Origin of the sequence: Streptococcus sp. CCH8-C6 (assembly GCF_001557225.1) — a bacterium.
Classification (GTDB): domain Bacteria; phylum Bacillota; class Bacilli; order Lactobacillales; family Streptococcaceae; genus Streptococcus; species Streptococcus sanguinis_C.
Genome location: NZ_LSJN01000032.1, coordinates 61,442 through 82,883 on the forward strand (window position 1 = coordinate 61,442; position 21,442 = coordinate 82,883).

Sequence of the window (21,442 nt, forward strand, 5' to 3'; positions counted from 1 at the left end):
ATAATACTAAGCCTCAGATTTTTCTGGGGCTTTTGGTATGGTATTTTGGTGACCATGCTCTTTGGAAGTCTCTTTCGACCATGGCAAAGCCATGCTGACGACAGTCATCCTATTTTATACAGATGGACAAATAGGTTGAGCATCATTTTTGCATTTATCACTAATTAGTGATAAAATATTTTTATCTTAAATATCAGGAGGACAAAAACATGGTGGAATTAGGTATTTCTACTTTTGGAGAGACAACGCCGCTGGAGGGGACAGGGCAGACCTATGCTCATGATGAGCGGATTCGGCAGCTGGTAGCAGAGATTGAGTTGGCAGACAAGGTGGGGCTGGATGTGTATGGCATTGGAGAGCATCACAGGGAGGATTTTGCGGTCTCTGCGCCGGAGATTGTGCTGGCGGCTGGTGCGATCAAGACGGAGAAGATTCGCCTGACCAGTGCTGTCAGTGTCCTGTCGAGCTTGGATCCTATCCGAGTCTACCAGCAGTATGCGACGATTGATGCTTTGTCAAATGGCAGAGCAGAGGTCATGGCTGGCCGTGGCTCTTTTATCGAGTCCTTTCCGCTTTTTGGCTATGACTTGAAGGATTATGAAGAGCTTTTTGATGAAAAGCTGGACCTGCTCCTCTATGCTAGTGCCGAGACTCGGCTAAATTGGAAGGGCAAGCTGACGCAGACTATTGAAAATCGGGAAGTCTACCCACGGGCGGTGCAAGAAACATTGCCAGTTTGGGTAGCGACGGGGGGCAATGTCGAGTCCACCATTAAGGTCGCCCAGAAGGGACTGCCAATTGCGTATGCCATTATCGGTGGACAGCCTAAGCGCTTCAAGCCCCTGCTGGATGCCTATCGCCGGATTGGGCAGGAAAGTGGCCACTCAGATGAAAAGTTGAAGATCGCTGCCCACTCTTGGGGCTGGGTCATGGAGGATAATGAGGAGGCGGTCCGGACTTACTTCCATCCGACCAAGCAGGTAGTGGACGCTATCTCTAAGGACCGCCCTCACTGGCGGGAGATGACCTATGAGCAATACCTGGATCAGGTAGGACCAGAGGGGGCCATGTTTGTCGGTAGCCCTGAAAATGTCGCTCAGAAATTGATCAAGATGATAGAGGAGCTGGGACTGGACCGCTTCATGCTGCATCTGACGTTGGGATCGCTTCCGCATGAGCAGGTTCTCCAGTCTATCGAACTCTTTGGCACCAAGGTTGCACCGCTCGTGCGGGAGTATTTTGCAGCTAAGGGTAAGTAAGATTGGAGTAGCAGTCTTTTGATAAAAATTACCTATCTCATCCATAGAAAATATATATGGTACTTATCTAAAAAGGGTACAAAAAATAAGGTTATTCAGCGGAGGCTGAAAAACCTTGAAAAAGCTAGCTTAGTCTAGCTTTTTTATTTTGCTTTGATAAATATTTTTAATCAGGCTGATAGGGAAAATATATTTCCCAGGAGAAAGAGAGGATGGTAAGATATATTACAAATTCAAAGAAGGAGGAAGTAATGGTCAGCAAGAAAGAATTAGTGCTGAGAGCTTTTCGGGGTGAAGAAGTTGACCGCGTACCAGTTGGTTTTTGGTTTCACTTTGTAAGCCAAGAGGAAAAGATGCTGGGCTTAGATAATCCAGTGATTTTCAATAAAAGTGTTGAGGGGCATGCTGCTTATGTTCGAGCTGCACGGCCAGACTTTGTCAAGATTATGAGCGATGGCTTCTTTAAGTATCCCAGCGCGCTTTATTCGGATCATATTGAGTCCATTCGGGACTTGGCTACTATCCAGTCTATCGGTGAGGGTCATCCTTGGATTGAGCAGCAGATTGAGATGGTGAAGGCTGTAAAAGCAAGCAATCCGGAGGACCTCGCTTCCTTCTACAATATCTTTGCGCCAGTCTCCTATCTCAAGCGCTGGTTCCGCCGGGAAGGGTCGCGAGGAGATAGAGAAATTGCAGATTTTCTGGCAGAGGATCCTGAGCTGACAGGACATGTTTTAGATGTCATTGCCACTGATATTGCTATTTTGACTAGACGTATCATTGAGGAAGCGGACATTGAGGGGATTTATCTCAGCACCCAGCAAGTTCAAGACGGCCGGGTAGATGCGACCAGTTATCGTCGTTATATTGAGCCTAGTACGGTCAAGGTTCTGGAAGCGGCAAATGCGGCTGGCGGTCAGAATATTCTCCACATCTGCGGCTTTGAAGGGGCCAGCAATGATTTGGAACTGTTCAAAGACTATCCGGCTCAAGTCTTTAACTGGGCAACCCATCATGAGGGGGTCAGCCTAGCGGAAGGGAGCAAGCTCTTTGGCGGTCAGACTGTTCTGGGCGGCTTTGAAAATGGCAGAGCGGCTCTTCTAAATACGGGCAGTCGTGCAGAGTTAGAGGTTGAGATCAAGCGGCTGCTGGCTGAAACTGGCAGTCAGGGAGTGATTCTAGGTGCTGACTGCACAGTACCAGATGATTTCGAAATAGAAAGACTGGACTGGATTCGTCAGGCAGCTAGTCAGTTCTGACGGACTTGCCAAAGTCCTAGAGAGTGATTTTCAACTCTTTCAAGGAGGAAGATAGATGAATCGGTATCAAAAAAGGCTTGCTGCTCTTGCTCTGATATTCTTGATAATAGGCACCTTTCTGAGCATCAGTCAGATTTATGCTCATCAGTCTTCAGACAAAAAAGAAGATGATTTGCAGGTGCTCAAGAAACTGCCAGAGCAGTCAACAGGCTTGATGCAGCCCAATGATATCGCTGCTCTGCTCTTGTCTGATTAGAATTTTACTTAAAAAGATGAATTAGCCCAATGAAAAAACTAAGAAACAACTCATTGGCGAGATAGGAACAATAGAAAAAGGAGAGAAGATGACTTCAAAAAGAGAATTAGTACTGAAGGCTTTTAGAGGAGAGCCTGTTGACCGAGTGCCAGTTGGTTTCTGGCATCATTTTACCAGCGAGGATGAGTGGCTGGCTGGTTTTGGAAATCAGGCCATTATTGATAAAAATCTGGCTGGTCATCAAGCTTTTCTGGCAGAAGTCGACCCAGACTTTATCAAGTTGATGAGTGATGGTTATTTTTCCTATCCTAATGAACTCTTGAAAAAAGTCCAATCTATCAAGGAGTTAGCAGATATTGAGCCGCTAGGTGCTGACCACCCTTGGATTAGTGAGCAGGTGGAACTGGTTCAGAAGATTAGGGCTGGCTTTACAGAGGACTTGGTCGCTATTTACAATATTTTTGCGCCAGTGACCTACTTCAAATGGTTGGTTGGCAAGGTTGCTGGTGGAGATGATATCATTGCAGATTTCTTGGCGGAGAATGCGGTGCTCACGAAGCGGGTGCTGGATGTGATTGCTAAAGATATTGCGGCTTTGACGGAGCGGATTATCAAGGGAGCTGGAGCGGATGGAATCTACCTCAGCGTTCAGAGCATTCAGGATGCACGGGTGTCAGCAGAAGATTATAAGACTTTTATTGCTCCTAGTGAATTGGCGGTGCTGGAAACAGCCAATGCGGCTGGCGGAGTGAATATCCTGCACATTTGCGGTTACGAAGGCGCGCGAAACGATGTTCATCTTTTCACTGACTATCCAGCTCAGGTCATCAATTGGGCAGTGGGGCCAGAAGGTATCAGCCTAGCGGAGGGCCGGAAATTGTTTGGCGGCCGGACTGTCCTCGGTGGCTTTGAAAATGGCAAGGACGGCCTGCTTTACACGGGCAGCCAAGCGGCTATTCAAGATGAGACCAAGCGGCTGATAGCAGAGGCTGGCAAGGAAGCTTTGATTATCGGGGCTGACTGTACTATTCCAAGCGATATTAAGACAGAGCGGATTCAGTGGGTTCGCCAAGCAGCAAGCTTAGCATAAGAAGGAAACGAGAAAATGAGCAAGAAAAAATGGATTATTGGTGGAGCAGCAGTGATTGCTATTGTAGCTGCGACTTATTTGGGGCGGACCTTGACAGGTGCTTCATCTAGCAAGACAAGCAGCTCTGCATCAGGCGGCGGTAAGGTCACGACTTTGAAAGTGGCACATACACAGAACTATGTTCCTTATGACTTTGTGGATGAAAAAGGTGAGTCAGATGGCTATGAGGTTGCTGTTCTAAAGGCCATTGATGAAAAGCTGCCAGACTATCAGTTTGAATATACTGGTACCAGTGATGAGGATCTCTTAGTCGGTCTGGAATCTGGAAAATACGACATCGGAACCAAGGGAGCATGGTACACTGAAGAGCGGGCGAAGAAGTTCATCATTCCAAAAAGCCCAATCGGCGCTAGCATTATCGGTTTCACTATCCGCAAGGAAGATGCTGAAAAATACAAGACAATTGATGATTTTGCCAAGGAAAAGGGTAAGTTGGTGCCAATCTCTCCGCAGAATGCTCAATGGGCCGTTATCGAAGAGTATAACAAAAAGCATAGCGGTGCTCCTATTGATTTGACTGCAGCAGAGTCCTTCAAGGTTGCTGATGCTTATGCTTGGGTTCTGGAAGGGCGCTACGATGCTTTCTTTGACATCAAGCTGTCTTTTGAAAAAGCTGTGACAGATAAAGAAGGTTCTTACCATCAGTATGCGGATCAACTGACTTGGTTCCCTTACAAGGGGATTCCGACCTATCCCCTGCTTCATAAAAACGAAAAAAATGAAGAATTTGCCAAGGCATATGAGAAGGCAATTAAGGAACTGGAAAAAGACGGAACCTTGGCTAAACTATCTGAAAAGTATTTCGGAGAAGATGTCTTCTCTTATGTGGACAAGGATTAGTTGCTGCTGTCTGCTGATTATGGAAAATCAAAAGGCTGACTGAGAAGCTGGCTGAATATAGAGTTGGTGCCTTCTAAGCTGACCTTGCTGCTGTTTGAAGGAATTTTCAAAGAGAATAGCTAGGCGAGAGCATGACTGCTTCAAGCTGAAAGTTTCCGTCCAAGAGAAGCTTATTCTATCTAATCACTGTCGAAGGAGAATAAAATTATGGTCTCGTATGACTTGTCCCGTGTCTTTGACCTGCTGCCTAGTCTGCTGCAGGCTCTGCCGACCACTTTATGGATTATGTTTGTGACAGCTTTGATTGGCTCCTTGCTGGGTGGTCTGTTGGCTTGGGCTCAGATTGCCGAGGAGCAGTCTTTTGCTAGTCTGGCTAGAGGATACATATTTATCCTTAGGTGTACACCGCCTATCGTCTTGCTTTTCTTGGTTTTTTATGGCATTCCAGAGTTTTTAGAATGGTGGCTGGGGCTGGATATCAATAATTGGTCGCGGACTGTTTTTGTTATCATCACCATGATTTTGCTCTTTGCGGCAATGATTGCGGAAGTCTTCAAGGCAGCCTATCTTGCTGTTCCCAAGGGACAGACCGAGGCAGGTCTCAGTATTGGCTTGACACCAGTGCAGACTTTTCTGCGCATCGTCCTGCCACAGGCGTTTCGCATCGCCCTGCCCAATCTGACTACTGCCCTACTTAACCTCATGCGGGATGCTGCGCTGGCTTATACGATTGGGGCAGTGGATGTCATGGGAGCAGGGCAAAATCTTATCAGTCGTAATCTGGGCAATTATTCCCTAGAAACCTATACAGCGGTGGCCTTGATTTACTGGGGGATTGCCCTAGTGGTTTCATTGGCTTCCCAGCTTCTGGAAAAAAGTCTGACAGTCAAGGAGAGGTAAAGCATGGATTTGAATTATATTGTAAACACCTTTCTGGTTACTTTGAAAGGCATACCAGTAACCCTGATCATTATGGTGGTTGCTATTCTGCTCAGCTTTATTCCGGCTCTGCTTCTAGCTCTGGGGCAGATTTATAAAGTTCGAGGTGTGCGGACCTTTTCGGTGGTTTATCTGGCCTTTATTCGGGCGACGCCGCCCATTTTGCTCATTCTCTTTTTCTACAGTCTTTTTCCTAGTTTACTGAATCAAATTTTTAAAAGTCTGGGCAGTCAGGTAGACGTCTTTAAGTTCAATCCACTTTACTATGCTTTCATCATCTATAGCCTGATGACGACAGGCAGTTTGTCGGAAATACTGCGCTCTGCCATTTTGACGGTGGATAAAGGACAGTTAGAAGCGGCGCAGGCTATTGGTTTAACGAATTTTCAAGCCTATCGGAGAATTGTTTTTCCTCAGGCTCTGCGCTCTGCCCTGCCCAATCTGGCCAATCTGGTTATCAATCTAGTCAAGGGAACCTCGCTGGTATTTGTCATGACGGTCAAGGATATCACAGCCCTGGCTAAGATAGAAGCCTCCCATTCTTACCAGTATTCAGAGTCTTATCTGGTGATTTTTGTTATTTATCTCATTATTTGTGGCTTGATTCAGTGGATGTTTAGGGGCTTGGAAAAGCGCTACGCTCTTGCTTAGGAAGGAAAGATTATGTTAGAAGTAAAACATATCTCCAAACGATTTGGAGAGCACCAGGTGCTGGCAGATGTCAGTCTCAAGGTCAATCAAGGTGACGTTGTAGTTATTCTGGGACCGTCAGGCTCTGGGAAAACAACATTTCTGCGCTGTCTGAATCACTTAGAAAAAGCGGATGGCGGCCAGTTGACTTTGTCTGGTAAGGATTATGATTTGGCTAAGCTCAGCAAAAAGGAGATTTTGGAAATTCGTAGAAAGACGGCCTTTGTCTTCCAGCATTATAATCTCTTTGCCAATAAAACAGCCCTTGAAAATATCTTAGAAGGCTTAGTGATAGCTCGTAAGATACCGAGGGAAGAAGCGCTTAAGATTGCGGAAGAGTCCTTGAATCGCGTGGGCCTCTTGGCCTACAAGGACTATTATCCTTCCCAGCTATCAGGCGGCCAGCAGCAGCGGATTGGGATTGCCCGTGCCATTGCTGTCAAGCCAGATGTCATCCTGCTGGATGAACCAACTTCGGCTCTAGATCCGGAATTGGTTGGTGAAGTTCTCAGCGTCATGAAACAGCTGGCTCAGGAGGGAGTGACCATGGTCGTTGTGACCCACGAGATGAGCTTTGCCCGTGATGTGGCCAACCATGTCATCTTTATGGACGGAGGCCATATCGTCGAAGAAAATCCTCCTCAGGAATTCTTCTCTAGCCCGAAGGAAGAGCGGACCAAACAGTTTCTGTCCCGCATTCTGTCGGATGCCAGCTATAGTGTAGAGTATATGATTTAAAATCTGGATTCTGTCCAGATTTTTATTATAAAAAAGCGTCTTTATAGGGATAAAAAGGGCCTCAATGATAATTTTGATTACATTTGTAAATTTATTTTAAAAAATTATGTAAAATCTATTGACAAATAGATTCTGTCATGATAAAATTACAACTGTAAACAAAAAAGTTTACGTAAATTTAATCAGAAGATATGAATACAGCCGAAAGGTAATTATTTTTGGGAGGATTGAAAATTATGTAAATTTATCTTCTTCTGAAAGAGATTTGATTCAATCATAAAAATAGAGACTGAATCAGTCTTGATTTTTGGAAATGAAATAAGTTATGTAAAATAATAGATAGGAGAAGATCTCTCAAATGAAAATTTATAGTAGATAAGGAAGAGATTTCTTATCTCAAACTTTAGTAAAAACAAAAATTATGTAAAGCAAAATATGAAAAAAGCGAGGTAATGCTATGAACAACAACTACAACAATTTTAATAATATGGATGACCTTTTCAACCAACTTATGGGGCGCATGGGTGGCTACAACAGCGAACACCGGCGCTACTTGATTAATGGTAGAGAGGTCACACCGGAAGAGTTTGCTCAGTACCGGGCTACTGGTAAGCTCCCTGGTCAAGGAACAGGTGAGCAGACTGGACAAGCTACTGCTCAAGGACCTAAGCAAGATGGTATCCTGGCTAAGCTGGGTCGCAATCTGACCCAAGAAGCGCGTGATGGAAAGTTAGATCCAGTCATTGGGCGCAATAAGGAAATCCAAGAAACTGCAGAAATCCTTTCTCGTCGAACCAAGAACAATCCTGTATTGGTCGGAGACGCTGGAGTTGGTAAGACAGCTGTCGTAGAAGGATTGGCTCAGGCTATCGTCAACGGTGATGTGCCAGCGGCTATCAAGAATAAGGAAATTATTTCTGTTGATATTTCCGGTCTGGAAGCTGGGACCCAATATCGTGGTAGCTTTGAAGAAAATATTCAAAATTTAGTCAAGGAAGTCAAGGAAGCCGGCAACATTATCCTCTTCTTTGATGAAATCCATCAAATCCTAGGAGCAGGATCTATCGGTGGAGATAGTGGCTCTAAGGGCATGGCGGATATTCTCAAACCAGCGCTTTCTCGTGGAGAGTTGACCGTCATCGGGGCTACTACTCAGGACGAGTATCGCAATACTATCCTTAAAAATGCTGCTCTGGCTCGCCGTTTCAATGAAGTCAAGGTCAATGCACCGTCTGCCGAAGATACCTATCAGATCCTTCGAGGTATTCGGGACCTGTACGAAAAGCACCACAATGTCATCCTGCCGGATGAAGTGCTGAAAGCTGCTGTGGACTACTCTATTCAGTATATTCCACAACGGAGCCTGCCAGACAAGGCGATTGACCTGGTCGATGTGACTGCTGCGCACTTGGCAGCCCAGCATCCAGTGACTGATGTTCATGCGGTTGAAAATGAGATTGCTGAACAGAAAGACAAACAGGAAGCGGCTGTTGAGAAAGAAGATTATGAAGCAGCTCTGAATGCTAAGACTCGCATTGAAGAGCTAGAAAAGAAAATTCAAAATCACACTGAGGATATGAAGGTGACAGCTACAGTCAACGACGTAGCAGAGTCTGTTGAACGGATGACGGGTGTACCAGTATCTCAGATGGGTGCCAGCGACATTGAGCGCCTCAAGGGCATGAATGACCGTCTCAAAGCTAAAGTTATCGGCCAAGATAAGGCTGTAGAAGCCGTGGCTAGGGCTATCCGCCGTAACCGTGCAGGATTTGATGAAGGCAACCGTCCAATCGGAAGCTTCCTCTTTGTTGGACCAACTGGTGTTGGTAAGACTGAGCTTGCTAAGCAACTAGCTCTAGATATGTTCGGTACTAAAGAGGCCATTATCCGTCTGGATATGTCTGAATACTCTGACCGGACTGCTGTTTCCAAGCTGATTGGTACGACTGCAGGCTATGTCGGCTATGATGACAACAATAATACCCTGACTGAGCGCGTGCGCCGCAATCCTTACTCTATCATTCTCTTGGATGAGATTGAAAAGGCGGATCCACAAGTGATTACCCTTCTCCTTCAAGTTCTGGATGACGGTCGTTTGACAGATGGTCAAGGGAATACAGTCAACTTCAAGAACACGGTCATCATTGCGACTTCCAATGCTGGCTTTGGCTACGAAGCAGGCTTGGAAGAGGATGCTGAAAAGCCTGATTTGATGAATCGACTCAAAGCTTATTTCCGTCCAGAATTCCTCAATCGTTTCAATGCGGTTATTGAGTTCTCTCATCTCAAGAAAGAAGATTTGATGGAGATTGTGAATCTCATGCTGATTGAAGTAAATCAAACCTTGAGCAAGAAAGAAATTGATCTGGCTGTATCTGATGCAGCTAAGGAATTCCTGCGTGATGCAGGTTATGACCAAGTCATGGGTGTTCGTCCGCTCCGCCGTGTCATTGAGCAGCAAATCCGTGACAAGGTGACTGACTTCCACTTGGATAATCTAGATGCAAAGCATTTGACGGCCGATTTGGAAGATGGTGTCTTAGTTATCAAGGAAAAGGGTGCTGCCGCATCTGAAGAAGACAAGCAGGCAGAATAAAGCTTACTAAGTCAACTAAATTTTCAAAGACCTCCTTCTTAGATGAAGGCAGGTCTTTTTTGCTGAGTATGAATTTCAAATAACTCTCCTTTCTGGAAATAAATTAGCGTTTATTCCAAAATATCAACTTGACTCTCCTTAACAGAACCTAAAAGCAAGCAACTTTATAAAGCCAGTATATTAGCCTATCAGGGGGATCAGCTTTATGCAGAAGGATTTAAAACAAGAGAGATGAATAATTTTTGACGAAAGCAGACTGCTATGAAACAGTCCATAACTACAATTAAGCGCAATGTCATTATCTTTGCTACTCTCAGCACTCTATGTGGTTGGATTGGTTATGTTGTTGATAAAGTAACTGGCCAAGCTCATTACGAAAATATCGGAACAGAGATAGGAAGCGGCTCTTTAGGGATGCTGATTTGGCTGGTAAATCCGTTAATCTGTACCATCTTTCTTCGAAGCTTTGGCGGAGACGGCTGGAAAGAGGCGGGGTTTTCCATTAATTTTAAAAATAACAAAAAATTATACCTTGTTAGTTTTTTAGTCTACCCTCTTGTTACGATAATAGTGATATTCTTGGGACTGATGACACAAGGCATCAGAGTGACAGATGTGAAGGTTGAGTTCACGTCCTATCTTGGAATCTTGCTCACACAGATAAGGACTCAATTCATAAAAAATATTTTTGAAGAATCCGTTTGGAGGGCATATCTTACCAATCAATTAATCAAATTAAAATTATCTGACTTAAAACTATATCTACTTATTGGCTTTATCTGGTGGATTTGGCATCTGCCTTACATTATGAAGTTTCTGTCTGAGAGAGAAATCCAAAATACCTTGCCGGTTGGGAGGCTTACATTCTTCCTTATCGGGCGGGATGATAACTGTTGTATGCTGGACGGTCATGTACACAGAGATTTTTAGACTTACTAAGTCTGTCTGGCCGCTGGTAATTATGCATACTATGGAAGATGAGGTTATAAATCCTTTACGATTACTAGGCTTTGTCTCGGTAGAAAAAAATCAAGCTTTCCTCTTCTCGCTATCAGTGGGGATGATTCCGACTATTCTTTATCTACTCATCGGCCTAGCTATACGGAAATGGGGAAAAAAACAGGAGTATGGAAAGGCGAGCTAACAGAGTAAGAAAAGAAGATAATATTAATTCTTTTTTCTATCTTAATAGAGGCAAAAGGCTCTCATAAGTCTATAAAAGTGGGAAAAGTTGACATTTCAACGAATTATGTTCTAATTTTTTTGTACATTTTCAAGTTTTTATATATGTAAATGTCAGAAAAAAGTGTATAATGGATTAGTAAATTAAATTTTAGGAGAGGATTTAATTATGAAAAAGTTGGATATTACAACCATGCCCGACTATAGGAAAGTCGAGGCTGTTGTTCAGTTGTTAGTTAATGGAACCTTAACTAGTTATCGGATTGCGACGGATGCAAACATCAGCAAAATGAGTATCCTGACCTTAACTAAAGGGACCAGTAAGATTAAGAACATTACTTATCAAACTGCGATGGCCTTAATTAATTGGTATGAAGAAAACCATGAAAAATACGGCATCACCATTCATCAAAAGGCCGCAGGATAGTCTAAAACTATGATGTAGCTCAACCCTAACCCAGCTAACCATTTGGATAGCTGGGTTTTTCTATGCCTCTTAGCGATTGCCGGCTCGCAGAGTCGAGCAGAGCTTAGAGGCATAGATGCAGTTTGAGCGTAAGCGAAAACTACGTTCCTCAAAAAATTAATGAGACAAGCCGTGGACGCAGTCGGATTTAGAGGCATTGATGCAGACTGAGCGCAAGCTAAGTCTAGGTTCTACTAATTTCTTAGTAATTGCCTGCTCGTAGAGTCGAGCAGGGCTTAGAGGCATAGATGCAGTTTGAGCGTTAGCGAAACTACGTTCTGCTAAAACTTAATGAAACAAGTCTAAGACTCAATTGAACTTAGTAGCATTCATGCTTACTTAATTATTTTTATCTGTCCTTATGGGCAGATTTTTTTGACAGTCCAAGAGTGAACAGTCGCCTATGTAATTCTTGGTCTTTTTGTTACCGCTTTCACGATTTATAATAAATTTATAAAAAGATGAGATTATCCCTATCTTGCGATATAGGGATAATTTTCTTATAATAGATATGAGACAATTTTTATCGTTTCTACGACCATTGTTTATCCTGTTCTGATGTCAGGACAGATTTTAGTAAAAATAAGGAGAATCCAATGTCACAATTATCAGTTAATGCCATTCGCTTTTTAGGGATTGACGCGATTGAAAAGTCTAAGTCAGGTCACCCTGGCGTAGTCATGGGCGCTGCGCCGATGGCCTATGACTTGTTTACTAAACAACTTCGTATCAATCCAGAAGAGCCAAACTGGATTAACCGCGATCGCTTCGTCCTGTCTGCAGGACATGGTTCTATGCTGCTTTATGCCTTGCTTCATCTGTCTGGCTTTAAAGATGTCAGCATGGAGGAAATCAAAAACTTCCGCCAATGGGGCTCTAAGACACCAGGTCACCCAGAGTTTGGGCACACAGCTGGTGTTGATGCTACTACTGGCCCACTGGGACAGGGTATTTCTACAGCTACTGGATTTGCTCAGGCAGAGCGTTTCTTAGCTGCCAAGTATAATCGTGAAGGCTATCCAATTTTCGACCATTATACTTATGTCATCTGTGGTGATGGCGATTTGATGGAGGGGGTTTCAGCTGAAGCTGCTTCTTATGCTGGCCTGCAAAAGCTGGACAAGCTGGTTGTTCTCTACGATTCAAATGATATCAACCTAGATGGAGAGACCAAGGATTCCTTTACAGAAGATGTTCGTGCCCGCTATGAAGCCTACGGCTGGCATACTGCCTTGGTGGAAGACGGAACAGACCTTGCAGCGATTGATGCAGCTATCAATGCGGCTAAGGCTTCCGGCAAACCATCTTTGATTGAGGTTAAGACGGTTATCGGTTACGGTTCTCCAAACAAGCAAGGCACTAATGCAGTGCACGGTGCGCCTCTGGGAGCAGAAGAAGCGGAAGCTACTCGTAAAGCCTTGGGCTGGGACTATGCGCCATTTGAGATTCCTGAGGAAGTCTATGCTGACTACCGTCAAAATGTAGCAGAGCGCGGTGCAGCGGCATATGATGCTTGGAAACAGCTGGTAGAGGACTACAAGCAAGCTCATCCAGAATTGGCGGCAGAAGTAGCAGCTATCATTGCTGGTCAAGATCCAGTAGAGATTAAGCCAGAAGATTTCCCAGTGCTTGAAAATGGCTTCTCTCAAGCAACCCGTAATTCCAGTCAGGATGCCCTCAATGCAGCAGCTAAGGTGCTTCCAACTTTCCTCGGTGGTTCTGCTGACTTGGCTCACTCCAATATGACCTACATCAAGGAAGACGGTCTGCAGGATGATGCCCATCGTCTTAACCGCAATATCCAATTTGGTGTGCGCGAGTTTGCTATGGGAACAATTCTCAACGGTATGGCGCTTCATGGTGGGCTTCGCGTTTATGGTGGTACCTTCTTCGTCTTCTCAGACTATGTTAAGGCAGCTGTCCGTTTGTCTGCCCTTCAAGGCTTACCAGTGACTTATGTTTTCACGCATGATTCTATTGCAGTTGGTGAAGATGGACCAACTCACGAGCCGATTGAGCATTTGGCTGGTCTGCGTGCCATTCCAAACCTGACTGTTTTCCGTCCAGCAGACGCACGTGAAACTCAGGCAGCTTGGTACTTGGCCCTTAAGAGCCAATCCACTCCGACTGCTCTGGTCTTGACCCGTCAAAATCTGACAGTCGAAGAAGGCACAAACTTTGACAAGGTAGCTAAAGGTGCTTATGTGGTTTACGAAACAGGAGCAGATTTTGACACTATCTTGTTGGCTTCAGGTTCTGAGGTTAATTTGGCTGTTGCAGCTGCTAAAGCACTTGCAGCAGATGGCGCTAAAATTCGTGTGGTCAGCGTGCCATCAACAGAGCTTTTTGATGCTCAAGATGCAGCCTACAAAGAAGAAATTCTGCCAAATGCAGTTCGTCGCCGTGTAGCGATTGAGATGGCAGCTAGCCAGCCTTGGTACAAGTATGTTGGTCTGGACGGTGCAGTTGTCGGAATCGACCAGTTCGGTGCATCTGCTCCAGCAGGCAAGGTGCTGGAAGAATACGGCTTTACAGTTGAACACGTAGCAGAAGTTGTTAAAAATCTTAAATAAAAAGACATAAAATCAGGGTGTTAGTCATCCTGATTTTTGCTTTTTAAAAAATGTGGTTAGGCCAGTCATGCTTCATCCGACTTGAGACGGACTTTACTTGAAAAGTCAGAATCGTCTTGTAAAAATAAGGGAAATCTGCTATAGTAGTTCATATATGACATTCGAAGGAGAAAAGATATGAATCCAATTATGCTTATTGTATTTGCGGTTGTACTGGTAGGGATGACTTATTTCCAGATGCGTGCCCAAAAGAAACAGGCTCAGCAGCGTATGGAAAGTCTTAACAAGCTGCAAAAGGGCTATGAAGTTATTACCATCGGCGGTTTGTATGGAACGATAGATGAAGTAGACACAGACAAGAAAACAGTTGTTCTGGATGTGGACGGTGTTTACCTGACCTTTGAACTGACAGCAATTAAGACCGTACTGCCATTAACTGAGGGGATTCCTGCTGTTGCTGGTGGTGAAGGAAGCGTTGACGTTCCTGAGGAAGAATCAGCGATTGAAGAGTAAAGAAATAAACAGCTTGCGGGCTGTTTTTTTGTTTTGGTTCATGTAGCTAGGAGGTGTTTGATTGCAACTTTATCTGCCTCGCAGTTTGGACAGGCTGGGTGAGTTTGGATTCTCTGGTTGACATTCTGTCTTTATTTTATGCTCTCAGGCTTGAAAAAGCGGATGAATTGCCCACATTCCAAGGATTTATGATATAATGAACTGACAAAACTTTAAATAGGATAAAAAGTATGTTTAGTTTTAAGAAAAAAGAAAAGCTGAACGCACCGCTGAATGTTCCTAAACACATTGCTGTCATTATGGACGGTAACGGCCGCTGGGCCAAAAAAAGGATGCAGCCGCGCGTGTTCGGTCATAAGGCTGGCATGGAAACCCTGCAAAAGGTGACGATTGCTGCCAAGGAAATGGGTGTTCAGGTCTTGACTGTCTATGCCTTCTCAACGGAAAATTGGTCTCGGCCGGAAAAGGAAGTTTCCTTTATCATGAATCTGCCGGTTGAATTTTACGACCGCTATGTGCCGGAGTTGCACAAGAACAATGTTAAAATCCAGATGATTGGTGATACGGCTAAGCTTCCTAAGGCGACATTTGAAGCTTTGGAAAAGGCCGAAAGCCTAACCAAGCTCAATACAGGTTTGATTCTCAATTTTGCCCTGAACTACGGTGGCCGATATGAGATTAATCAGGCGGTTAAACTGATTGCTCAGGATGTTCTGGATGCCAAACTCAGTCCCGGCGACATTACTGAGGAAGTCATTGGCAACTACCTCTATACCAGCAATTTGCCCAAGATGCTGCGCGATCCGGATCTGGTGATTCGGACCAGTGGAGAGCTGCGCCTCAGCAATTTTCTGCCTTGGCAGTCAGCCTACAGTGAGCTGTATTTCACGGACATTCTCTGGCCTGACTTTGATGAGAAGGCTTTGAAGGCTGCAATTGCAGAATACAGCCGTCGGAATCGACGCTTTGGCGGTGTTTAAGGGAGAAAGTAAAAGAGTATGAGTAAAAATTTACAAAAACGTCTAATCTTTGGGGGAATCGCTCTTGCTATTTTTATTCCTCTGGTATTGACAGGAGGCGTCATCTTTCAGATTTTTGTGGGGCTGCTGGCTATGCTTGCGGTGCATGAATTTCTCCAAATGAAAGGTCTGCCGACAGCGACCATCGAAGGTGTCTTAGCCATGCTGGCAGCCTTTGTCCTAACCCTGCCCCTGGAAAACTATCTGAAGTTTCTGCCGGTCGACGGCAATGTCGTGGCCTATGGCTTGGTCGTCTTCCTTCTGTTGATTTCGACTGTTCTAGGTTCCAACTACACCTTTGAAGATGCGGCTTATCCGATTGCGGCTAGTTTTTATGTCGGTCTTGGTTTTAATGCTTTGATTGATGCCCGCTTGATGAATATTGACAAGGTCCTGCTAGCTCTCTTTATCGTCTGGGCTACTGACAGCGGAGCTTATCTGGTCGGGGTGCGTTTCGGTAAAAGGAAGCTGGCGCCGAGAGTTTCTCCTAATAAGACTATTGAAGGAAGCCTGGGCGGCATTCTATCAGCCGTTCTAGTGACTGGAATCTTTATGTTGGTTCGACCGCAAGTGGCGACTCCTTATAATGCTTTTGTCTTTTTGATTCTGGCAGTGCTCTTTAGTATTGCAGGCCAGTTGGGTGATTTGGTCGAAAGCTCAGTCAAGCGTCATTTCGGGGTCAAGGATTCTGGTAAATTCATTCCTGGCCACGGCGGTGTCTTGGATCGCTTTGACAGCCTTCTCTTCGTCTTTCCGCTGATGCATTTCTTCGGCTTGTTCTAAGACAGTCGTGCATGGCTGAAAGCAAGGGATGGCAAGCTTGTCTAACGACCGCACAATCTGAGAAGGAACTAGGATTTGGAGCTCAAAATTTTGAGTTGAGCTTCTACCCTATTTTCAAGAGTGTCAGCTATGCAGGGGCGGGAAGCTCGGTATTTGGCCGTTTTCTGCTCCTTCTTTGATTTAAAAGCAAAAACAAGATTTCTAGGAAAGGTAAAATTAGAAGTCCATGCAGTTTATAACCTTTATTATTATTTTTGGGATCATTGTGGTGGTCCATGAGTTCGGACACTTCTACTTTGCAAAGAAGTCCGGCATTTTGGTCAGAGAGTTCGCTATCGGTATGGGACCCAAGATTTTCTCCCATATTGGCAAGGACGGGACGGCCTATACGATTCGGATTTTACCCTTGGGGGGCTATGTGCGCATGGCCGGCTGGGGGGAAGATTCCACTGACATTAAGGTGGGAACACCGGCTAGTCTGACCTTGGATGCAGAGGGCAAGGTGGTTCGCATCAATCTCTCTGGCAAAAAGGTTGACCAGACAGCTCTGCCCATGAATGTGACTGGCTTTGACTTTGAGGAAAAGCTGGAAATCACTGGTCTTGTTCTTGATGAGCTCAAGACTTATGCAGTAGATCATGATGCAACGATTGTTGAAGAAGACGGCACTGAGGTGCGGATTGCACCGCTGGATGTTCAGTATCAGAATGCTAGTATCTGGGGTCGTCTTATCACCAACTTTGCTGGCCCTATGAATAACTTCATCCTGAGCGTGTTGGTATTTATGCTGCTGGCCTTTATTCAAGGTGGCGTTCGCGATGAAAACAGCAATCATTTCCAAGTTATGGATGGCAGTGCTATAGCAGCTGCTGGGGTTCAAAATAACGACCAAATCCTTAAGATTAATGACTATAAGATTAGCAACTGGGCGGATCTAACCAGTGCTCTGGCGAAAATCACAGGTAAGAGCAAGGAAGCGCCGACCTTGTCTGTTACCTACAAACACGGCAGCGAAACGAAAGAGATTACTGTACAGCCTAAAAAAGACGGCAATCGCTATCTGTTAGGGGTATCCCCAACAGTCAAGACAGGCTTCTGGGACAAGGTCATTGGCGGCTTTACTGCAGCTTGGTCTACCACGGTTCGCATTTTGTCAGCTCTGAAAGATATCATCTTCAACTTCAATATCAATAAGCTGGGCGGTCCGGTCGCTATTTACAATTTCAGCAGCCAGGCAGCAGAGCAAGGCTTGCCAGCAGTCCTCAGCCTTTTGGCCATGCTGTCGCTCAATATCGGTATTTTCAACCTGATTCCCATTCCAGCCTTGGACGGCGGCAAAATCGTCCTCAATATTCTGGAGGCTATCCGCAGAAAACCGCTGAAAAGAGAAACGGAGACCTATATCACTCTGTCTGGAGTGGCTATTATGGTCATCCTGATGATTGCCGTTACCTGGAATGATATTATGAAATTATTCTTCTAAGAGCCTAAAGTTCATAGAGCTATGAAAAAGAAATTATTCAATGAAAGTCAAGGAGTTTTGTTTTTATGAAACAAAGTAAAATGTTAATTCCAACCCTGCGTGAGATGCCTAGCGATGCTCAAGTTATCAGTCACGCTCTGATGCTGCGAGCTGGCTATGTCCGTCAGGTTTCAGCTGGGGTCTATTCTTATCTGCCGTTGGCTAATCGCGTGATTGAAAAAGCCAAAAAAATCATGCGAGAAGAGTTTGACAAGATTGGTGCCGTGGAGATGCTGGCACCTGCCCTGCTCAGTGCAGACCTCTGGCGCGAGTCTGGCCGTTATGAGACCTACGGTGAAGACCTTTATAAGCTGAAAAATCGTGAGAAATCAGACTTTATCCTAGGGCCAACCCACGAGGAAACCTTTACAGCTATCGTCCGTGATTCGGTTAAATCCTATAAACAGCTGCCGCTCAATCTCTATCAGATTCAGCCTAAATACCGCGATGAAAAGCGTCCTCGTAACGGACTCTTGCGGACGCGTGAGTTTATCATGAAAGATGCCTACAGTTTCCACGCTAACTATGACAGCTTGGATGCGGCTTATGATGAATACAAGTCTGCCTATGAGAAAATCTTTACCCGCAGCGAGCTGGATTTCAAAGCTATTATTGGTGATGGTGGTGCCATGGGAGGTAAGGACAGCCAAGAATTCATGGCCATTACGCCAGACCGGACGGATTTGAACCGTTGGGTGGTCTTGGACAAGTCTGTAGCCAGCTTTGATGAAATTCCTGAAGATGTTCAGGAAGCTATTCGGACAGAATTGACCAGCTGGATGGTATCTGGTGAGGATACCATTGCCTACTCCAGTGAGTCCAGCTATGCTGCCAACCTTGAAATGGCGACGGATGAATACAAGCCTGCAGGACGTGTTGTGACTGAGGAAGAAGTTGCCCGCGTTTCCACGCCTGACTGCAAGACCATTGACGAAGTTGCTGCCTTCCTTGGGCTAGATGAAAGCCAGACAATCAAGACCTTGGTTTATATGGCTGACGAGTCTCCTGCCGTAGCACTTTTGGTCGGCAATGACCAGCTTAATGAAGTTAAGCTGAAAAATCATTTGGCAGCGGATTTCTTTGATGTGGCGAGTGAAGATCAAGTCCGTCAGCTCTTGGGAGCAGGTTTTGGATCATTAGGGCCAGTCAATCTGCCAGAAGACGTGAGAATCATCGCTGACCGCAAGGTGCAAGACCTGGCTAACGCTGTAGTTGGCGCTAACGAAGATGGTTATCACTTAACCGGTGTCAATCCAGGGCGTGACTTTACCGCTGAGTATGTGGATATCCGTGAAGTTCGCGAGGGTGAAATTTCGCCAGACGGCCAAGGTGTCCTCAAGTTTGCTCGCGGGATTGAGATTGGGCATATCTTTAAGCTGGGGACTCGCTACTCTGACAGCATGAACGCTAATGTCTTGGACGAAAATGGCCGAGCAGTACCGATGATTATGGGGTGTTACGGTATCGGTGTCAGCCGTCTCCTGTCTGCTGTTATGGAGCAGCATGCCCGTCTCTTTGTCAATAAAACTCCTAAGGGTGAATTCCGCTATGCTTGGGGCATCAACTTCCCGAAAGAGCTGGCACCATTTGATGTGCACTTGATTCCGGTCAATGTCAAGGACGAGGAAGCCTTGACTCTAACAGACCAAATCGAGGCTAACTTGCTAAGTGCTGGTTATGAGGTCTTGGTGGATGATCGCAATGAGCGCGCTGGTGTTAAGTTCAGCGACAGCGATTTGATTGGTCTCCCAATCCGTGTGACAGTTGGTAAGAAAGCTGCAGAAGGCATTGTCGAAGTTAAGATTAAGGCTACTGGCGATACCATTGAAGTCCACGCCGATAATCTGCTAGAAACCTTGTCTATTTTGACAAAATAAAACAAACTGCCAGTTTTGTCTGGCAGTTTTCTTTTGCTAATTGGAGGTGAAAATGCTATAGTAGGAAAAAATAGATTGGAGGACCGAATGATGGGATTATTCAGCGGTTTATTAGGAAATGCCTCTCAGAAAGATATTGAAAAAACAGAAAGACAATTGGAGGATATTCTGACAACAACAGAGAATGTAGAACTGGCTTTTAGCCTCATTCGCGATTTGATTGTCTTTACAGATAAGCGGTTAATCTTGGTCGACAAGCAGGGAATGACTGGCAAAAAGACTTCTTATAAGTCCTTTCCTTATCGCTCTATCAGTCGCTTCTCAGTAGAAACAGCCGGACATTTCGACTTAGATGCTGAGCTGAAAATCTGGGTTTCCAGCGCTCAAGAGCCAGCAGAAGTCCTGCAATTTACAAGCGACCGCAGCGTCATAGCCATTCAAAAGGCTTTGGCAGAAGCGGTTTTAAGATAAGTTAAGGCGGTTTCAACCGCTTTTTTTAACAAACTAAAACTAACCATAGCCTAATAGCTTGGTTAGTTCATAGTTTAAGACTGGTAGTATAGAGAAGTACCCATCTAGTTGTCTTCACTAGGGAAAGATTCACCAAAATGTAACTCAGAGTATGGAGTTTCAAAATTACCTCCGTCATAAGTTACCTTGACTGAAGTTATTCCGAAGTCAACGATGATTGGTTTTGCAGCTGTTATGAAGACGTAGCGATTACCGTTTTGTTTTATATCATAGACTTTTACTGCTCCGTAAATGGAATCGGAAGAATAGATATCTCCATTTTTAGTCGATTTGGTTATTTCAATGGTCTTCTTAGCAGGAGAATAGGATAAATTATAGACTTCTTTTTTTTCGATGCCTTGTGTAATAAAAGTTTCATGGTCATCACTTTTTGCTTGGTAGTGAATAAAATTTTTATCAAAACTTTGCTGAGCGTTGTTCATAACGAGAAATACATTTACTCCCCATGCAGCTAAGCCCAAAATAAGAAGAGAAGCGATACCAATAAAAACAGTTTTTTTAGTTAAGCGCATAAAAGCTCCTTGAAAATCATGCTATTGGAGAAGTGAAAGCCAATAGCTTGCTCTAAAAAATATTTTCTAAGTTTTTTCTTGCTGGCGAACTAAGGACTTGGCTAGCAAGACAGGACAGTTTCTAAAGTAAAAAATAAGTCAGAAAAGATTTCATTCTTCTGTGAATCCTTGAGATAGCAGAAAAGCAAAGAAATCTTCGGGCTTTTCCTTAAGTTTTTTGAATAGGTTATCTTTAGTTGTTTCCCCTAAAGCCGCCATGACTTGTTTTTCTTTTGCTTTGCTGAGATCAAAGTGGGCAACTTGTGCAACGGTTTTCTTGTCCTCTGAAACTTTGATTTCAAGTGTGACTCCATCTAACTTGCTGAATTTATCATAAAAGTCACCAGCTTTTAATTCTTCTTGATAAATGTTGCTGATTTCTTCAGGACTCTTACTTTGTTCGTCCTCTTGAGTTGGTTTCGTAGCCATAAAATCGAAGGCTCGAATCTTATCTTTTTGATAATAAGCGACAATTTTATTATTGTATCCGTTAGGCATGTTGTAAGCAAAAGTCTTGGTTTTTACTTTCTCTTCTTTTTTTGGCTTGCTTTGGCTCTGACTTTGGTTGGGTTTGTTTTCGTGCTTAGTTTGCTTGGGCATACTGCAGGCAGTCAAAGCCAGCAGACAGGCGCTAGCTAGTAAAATTTTCTTCACAGTTAAGACTCCTTTTGATAAATGTTTTTTCTATTATATCATAA

21 protein-coding genes are annotated in these 21,442 nt (G+C 44.5%); 19 read left to right on the forward strand and 2 right to left on the reverse strand.

Annotated elements, in window-relative coordinates; genetic code table 11:
* Positions 1 to 209 precede the first annotated feature (209 nt).
* The 19 genes from AX677_RS03395 to AX677_RS03485 all read left to right on the forward strand — a co-directional run bounded on the left by AX677_RS03395 (position 210) and on the right by AX677_RS03485 (position 20,133).
* The gene (locus AX677_RS03395; protein ID WP_060976171.1) at positions 210 to 1,259 is read left to right on the forward strand and encodes an LLM class flavin-dependent oxidoreductase; all 1,050 of its coding nucleotides are present in this window, start codon (positions 210 to 212) and stop codon (positions 1,257 to 1,259) included.
* 212 nt (positions 1,260 to 1,471) lie between these two features.
* Entirely contained in the window at positions 1,472 to 2,518 is a 1,047-nt protein-coding gene (locus AX677_RS03400; RefSeq protein ID WP_060976172.1) for a uroporphyrinogen decarboxylase family protein, read from the forward strand.
* A 55-nt stretch (positions 2,519 to 2,573) separates the two neighbouring features.
* Positions 2,574 to 2,774, forward strand: a complete 201-nt coding sequence (locus tag AX677_RS03405; RefSeq protein WP_002928014.1) for a hypothetical protein — start codon at positions 2,574 to 2,576, stop codon at positions 2,772 to 2,774.
* A gap of 88 nt (positions 2,775 to 2,862) precedes the next feature.
* Positions 2,863 to 3,864: a uroporphyrinogen decarboxylase family protein gene (locus AX677_RS03410; protein ID WP_060976173.1), complete on the forward strand. Its 1,002-nt coding sequence runs from the start codon at positions 2,863 to 2,865 to the stop codon at positions 3,862 to 3,864.
* Positions 3,865 to 3,879: 15 nt separating this feature from the next.
* Complete coding sequence (locus AX677_RS03415; RefSeq protein ID WP_060976174.1) at positions 3,880 to 4,764, forward strand: transporter substrate-binding domain-containing protein; 885 nt, start codon at positions 3,880 to 3,882, stop codon at positions 4,762 to 4,764.
* A 207-nt stretch (positions 4,765 to 4,971) separates the two neighbouring features.
* Entirely contained in the window at positions 4,972 to 5,664 is a 693-nt protein-coding gene (locus tag AX677_RS03420; protein ID WP_060976175.1) for an amino acid ABC transporter permease, read from the forward strand.
* Positions 5,665 to 5,667: 3 nt separating this feature from the next.
* A complete protein-coding gene (locus AX677_RS03425; protein WP_002908663.1) occupies positions 5,668 to 6,354 on the forward strand; it encodes an amino acid ABC transporter permease in 687 nt (228 codons plus the stop codon).
* A 12-nt stretch (positions 6,355 to 6,366) separates the two neighbouring features.
* Complete coding sequence (locus AX677_RS03430) at positions 6,367 to 7,131, forward strand: amino acid ABC transporter ATP-binding protein (RefSeq protein ID WP_060976176.1); 765 nt, start codon at positions 6,367 to 6,369, stop codon at positions 7,129 to 7,131.
* Positions 7,132 to 7,588: 457 nt separating this feature from the next.
* Positions 7,589 to 9,727: an ATP-dependent Clp protease ATP-binding subunit gene (locus AX677_RS03435; protein ID WP_060976177.1), complete on the forward strand. Its 2,139-nt coding sequence runs from the start codon at positions 7,589 to 7,591 to the stop codon at positions 9,725 to 9,727.
* A gap of 261 nt (positions 9,728 to 9,988) precedes the next feature.
* Positions 9,989 to 10,657: a CPBP family glutamic-type intramembrane protease gene (locus tag AX677_RS03440; protein WP_231730778.1), complete on the forward strand. Its 669-nt coding sequence runs from the start codon at positions 9,989 to 9,991 to the stop codon at positions 10,655 to 10,657.
* A gap of 421 nt (positions 10,658 to 11,078) precedes the next feature.
* Positions 11,079 to 11,336 (forward strand): hypothetical protein, encoded by a 258-nt coding sequence (locus AX677_RS03450; RefSeq protein ID WP_002893837.1) that lies wholly within the window; start codon positions 11,079 to 11,081, stop codon positions 11,334 to 11,336.
* 635 nt (positions 11,337 to 11,971) lie between these two features.
* Positions 11,972 to 13,948 (forward strand): transketolase, encoded by a 1,977-nt coding sequence (gene tkt, locus AX677_RS03455; RefSeq protein ID WP_060976178.1) that lies wholly within the window; start codon positions 11,972 to 11,974, stop codon positions 13,946 to 13,948.
* A 177-nt stretch (positions 13,949 to 14,125) separates the two neighbouring features.
* On the forward strand, positions 14,126 to 14,461 hold the full coding sequence (yajC, locus tag AX677_RS03460; protein WP_060976179.1) for a preprotein translocase subunit YajC: 336 nt from the start codon (positions 14,126 to 14,128) through the stop codon (positions 14,459 to 14,461).
* Between the two features lie 230 nt (positions 14,462 to 14,691).
* Positions 14,692 to 15,441 carry an isoprenyl transferase gene (locus AX677_RS03465; RefSeq protein WP_002902229.1) on the forward strand — a complete coding sequence of 250 codons (750 nt, stop codon included), beginning with the start codon at positions 14,692 to 14,694 and terminating at the stop codon, positions 15,439 to 15,441.
* A gap of 18 nt (positions 15,442 to 15,459) precedes the next feature.
* The gene (locus AX677_RS03470) at positions 15,460 to 16,263 is read left to right on the forward strand and encodes a phosphatidate cytidylyltransferase (RefSeq protein ID WP_002905403.1); all 804 of its coding nucleotides are present in this window, start codon (positions 15,460 to 15,462) and stop codon (positions 16,261 to 16,263) included.
* Positions 16,264 to 16,274: 11 nt separating this feature from the next.
* Positions 16,275 to 16,442, forward strand: a complete 168-nt coding sequence (locus AX677_RS09500) for a hypothetical protein (RefSeq protein ID WP_231730779.1) — start codon at positions 16,275 to 16,277, stop codon at positions 16,440 to 16,442.
* Positions 16,443 to 16,489: 47 nt separating this feature from the next.
* Positions 16,490 to 17,746 (forward strand): RIP metalloprotease RseP, encoded by a 1,257-nt coding sequence (gene rseP, locus AX677_RS03475; RefSeq protein WP_060976180.1) that lies wholly within the window; start codon positions 16,490 to 16,492, stop codon positions 17,744 to 17,746.
* Between the two features lie 65 nt (positions 17,747 to 17,811).
* Entirely contained in the window at positions 17,812 to 19,662 is a 1,851-nt protein-coding gene (locus AX677_RS03480; protein ID WP_060976181.1) for a proline--tRNA ligase, read from the forward strand.
* A 90-nt stretch (positions 19,663 to 19,752) separates the two neighbouring features.
* On the forward strand, positions 19,753 to 20,133 hold the full coding sequence (locus AX677_RS03485) for a PH domain-containing protein (protein WP_032905620.1): 381 nt from the start codon (positions 19,753 to 19,755) through the stop codon (positions 20,131 to 20,133).
* A 104-nt stretch (positions 20,134 to 20,237) separates the two neighbouring features.
* On the opposite strand, the gene AX677_RS03490 is transcribed toward AX677_RS03485, so the two are convergent.
* Complete coding sequence (locus tag AX677_RS03490) at positions 20,238 to 20,705, reverse strand: hypothetical protein (RefSeq protein WP_060976182.1); 468 nt, start codon at positions 20,703 to 20,705, stop codon at positions 20,238 to 20,240.
* A gap of 150 nt (positions 20,706 to 20,855) precedes the next feature.
* Positions 20,856 to 21,398, reverse strand: a complete 543-nt coding sequence (locus tag AX677_RS03495) for a hypothetical protein (RefSeq protein ID WP_060976183.1) — start codon at positions 21,396 to 21,398, stop codon at positions 20,856 to 20,858.
* Positions 21,399 to 21,442: the final 44 nt, after the last annotated feature.